The organism is Mesorhizobium sp. M7A.F.Ca.CA.002.05.1.1 (assembly GCF_003998335.1).
GTDB lineage: Bacteria > Pseudomonadota > Alphaproteobacteria > Rhizobiales > Rhizobiaceae > Mesorhizobium.
In genome coordinates, this window is record NZ_RZQI01000655.1 from 1 (window position 1) to 3,417 (window position 3,417).

3 protein-coding genes are annotated in these 3,417 nt (G+C 65.4%); 1 reads left to right on the forward strand and 2 read right to left on the reverse strand.

All coding sequences use genetic code 11. From position 1 onward, the window contains the following. Window positions 1–882: efflux RND transporter periplasmic adaptor subunit (locus tag EN939_RS26015; RefSeq protein WP_127270639.1), on the reverse strand; the 882-nt coding region annotated here is incomplete at its 3' end. Between the two features lie 247 nt (window positions 883–1,129). Between EN939_RS26015 and EN939_RS26020 the strand changes: the two genes are divergently transcribed. Then, window positions 1,130–2,407, forward strand: coding sequence for a 4-aminobutyrate--2-oxoglutarate transaminase (locus tag EN939_RS26020; RefSeq protein ID WP_023811424.1), 1,278 nt, complete (start codon window positions 1,130–1,132; stop codon window positions 2,405–2,407). A 118-nt stretch (window positions 2,408–2,525) separates the two neighbouring features. On the opposite strand, the gene EN939_RS26025 is transcribed toward EN939_RS26020, so the two are convergent. Further along, window positions 2,526–3,417: NAD(P)/FAD-dependent oxidoreductase (locus EN939_RS26025; protein ID WP_164751221.1), on the reverse strand; the 892-nt coding region annotated here is incomplete at its 5' end.

The window sequence follows — 3,417 nt, forward strand, 5'->3', positions numbered from 1 at the left end:
GATGACGGCTGCCCCAAGCGGCATGCCGGCGGGCGTGTCGGGAATGGCGATTTTGACCCGGATCGAGCCCGAAGCCGGGTCGACCGCAGGCGAGATTTCGCGGACCTTGCCCGTCGCCCTGACCTGCGGATCGGACAACAGCGTGATCGTCACCGCAGGCGATGCCGGTGCCTTGGCGATCAGCGTCTCCTGCACGTTGAACACGGCGTCGCGGTCACCGTCCTCGGCGACGGTGAAGACGGTTTGCGCGGCTTGCACCACTTGGCCGGTTTCGACTTGGCGGGCGGTGATCACGCCGGCGGCACCGGCCTTGAGCTCGGTGAAGGACAGGTTTTGCTGGGCGTTGGAGAAAGCGCTCTGCGCGGCTTCGACGCTGCCTTGTGCCACCTTCAGGGCCTGGTCCGCGGCGTCATAATCGCGCCTGGTGGTAAAACCCTGGGCGAGCAGCGTCTTCTGCCGTTCGAAGGCGGCGGCGGACTGGGTCAATTGCGCCTGCGCCGCGTCGAGATCGGCCTGCGCCGAGCGCAAATCGGATTCCTGCTCCTGCGGATCGATCCGGGCGAGCACCGTGCCTTGATCGACATGCTGGCCGACATCGACAAACCGTTCGGCGACGCGACCGCCGACCCGGAACGACAGATTGTTCAGCGTACGCGCCGCGATCACCCCGGTCAGTGAGGTCCTTGGCGCATAGTCGGCCATCGCCACCGTTTCGGTGCGCACCATGACCGGCAATTTCTTGTCCGCCGCCTCCTGCTTCTGGCAGCCGGTTAGCAGAAGAGCCGCCGTGCAAGCGAAAAGCACCGAGGCGATCGGACAAGAAAACAGGCAGGGGGTTTTGACCGACGGCCGCGAGACGGACGATGTCGCGTTCCTGCTCATGGACTCCCCCAGCCCCGTGGGCGGCTAGCGCGGATCGCGAGACCTCGCGGATATCTGGAGGATAGTCGATCCCCGGGAAAAGGAAACCGGTGTCGTACGTGTATCGGGCAACTGGTTAAGCGCCGGGATCCACCTGTCGCAGGCCCAATCGCCTGCCGGTGGTGCCGACTTGAGGAAAACGTGAAATAAGGTCAGAAGACGTCTCAACGGCATCAAACAGGACGGGCGCCGGCCCGGTGAGGATACGATGAAGAATTCAGCCATTTCCGAACGCAAGAACCAATCGATTTCCCGCGGCGTCGGCATGACCACGCAGATCTATGCCGACCGGGCTGAAAATTCGGAAATCTGGGATGTCGAGGGACGTCGCTATATCGATTTCTCGTCGGGCATCGCCGTGGTCAACACCGGGCATCGCCATCCCAGGGTGATCGAGGCGGTCAAGGCACAGCTCGACCGCTTCACCCACACCTGCCACCAGGTGGTGCCCTATGAGAGCTATGTGCGCCTGGCCGAACGGCTGAACGGCATGCTGCCTGGCAAGTTCGAGAAGAAGACGATCTTCGTCACCACCGGGGCCGAGGCGGTAGAGAACGCCATCAAGATCGCCCGCAATGCCACCGGCCGTCAGGCGGTCATCGCCTTCGCCGGCGGCTTCCATGGCCGCACCTTCATGGGCATGGCGCTTACCGGCAAGGTCGTGCCCTACAAGGTCGGCTTCGGCGCCATGCCGGGCGACGTCTATCATGCGCCGTTCCCGGTGCCGCTGCACGGTGTCTCGGTCGCCGACTCGCTGGCCGCGCTCGACCGGCTGTTCAAGGCCGATGTCGATCCGGCCCGCGTCGCAGCCATCATCATCGAGCCGGTTCAGGGCGAAGGCGGTTTCTACGACGCGCCGCGTGATTTCCTGGTTGCGCTGCGCAAGCTTTGCGACCAGCACGGCATGCTGCTGATCGCCGACGAAGTGCAGACCGGCTTTGCCCGCACCGGCAAGATGTTTGCGATGGATCACCATGAGGTGGCCGCCGACATCACCACCATGGCCAAGAGCCTGGCCGGCGGTTTTCCCTTGGCCGCGGTCACCGGCCGCGCCGAAATCATGGATGCGCCCGGCCCCGGCGGGCTCGGCGGCACCTATGGCGGCAGCCCGATCGGTGTTGCCGCCGCGCACGCCGTGCTCGACGTGATCGAGGACGAAAACCTGTGCGACCGCGCCAACACGCTGGGCGCAAGGCTGAAGCAGCGGCTGCAGTCGATCCGTGACGACGTGCCCGAGATCGTCGACATCAGAGGCCTCGGCTTCATGAATGCGGTCGAGTTCAACGACGTCAAGAAGGGCCTGCCGTCGGCCGAGATCGCCAATGCGATCCGGTTGAAGGCGCTCGACAAGGGCCTGATCCTGCTGACCTGCGGTGTCTACGGCAACGTCATCCGCTTCCTGGCGCCGATCACCATCCAGGACGAGGTCATGAACGAAGCACTCGACATCCTGGAAAGCTCGATCCGCGAAGTCTGCGCCGCCTGAACTTCTACCTCCCCCTTGTGGGGAGGTCGGGCCGAAGGTCCGGGTGGGGGCTTGGCGCCCACCCCCACCCCGCTGCTTCGCAGCGACCCTCCCCACAAGGGGGAGGGTAAGCGGGGGGCTAGCCCGCAGCCCTTGCAGGCTCATCCTGCTGGAATGCGGCCAGCGCCGCCTTCAGACCGTCAGGTCCCTCAGCAACCAGCTGCGGCGTCGGCGAGAAGCCGGCGCCGAGCATCTTGCGGCCAAGCATGTGGTCGCCGGGACGGTTGACCGATTCGATACCGAGCAGCCGGTCGCCGGCATAGTGGTAGATCGAGAACTTGTTGTCGGGCAGGTCGCCCAGCACGACATGGCTGTCGCCGCCGGCGGTCAGGCCGACCATCTGCAATTTGATGTCGCCGATGTCGGACCAGAACCATGGCACCGCCGAATAGGCGTCGGCATGGCCCGATATCGTGCGCGCGGCAAGCCGCGCCTGGTCGGTGGCATTCTGCACCGATTCCAGCCGCACGTCGCCGCCGGTGAACCAGTGCCGGTAGGAGGCAGCATCGCCAATGGCGAGAATCTCCGGCATCGACGTGCGCATCTGATGATCGACGCGAATGCCGTTGGCGATGCTGAGGCCGGCCGCCTGCGCCAGTTCTAAATTCGGCACGGCACCAACGCCGACGATGAGCATGCGCGCCGGCAGCCTTTCGCCTGATGAGGTGATGGCGGCCGTGACATGACCGTTTTCGCCATCGAGCCTGGCGATGGAGGTGCCGGTGAGGATGCGCACGCCTGTCGCCTCCAGCCGTTGCCGGACGTGGCTCGCCACGATCGGCGCCACGGCGCGGCCGAGCAGCCGGTCCACCGCCTCGACCACTGTCACCGTGCGACCGGCGGCCCTCAACGTGGCTGCGATCTCCAACCCGATGAAACCGCCGCCGAGGATGACGACTTCGTCGCTTTGCGTGCTGAGGTCGCGGATCAGCCGCGCATCGGCCAGCGAGCGCAGCGACAGCACACCGGAC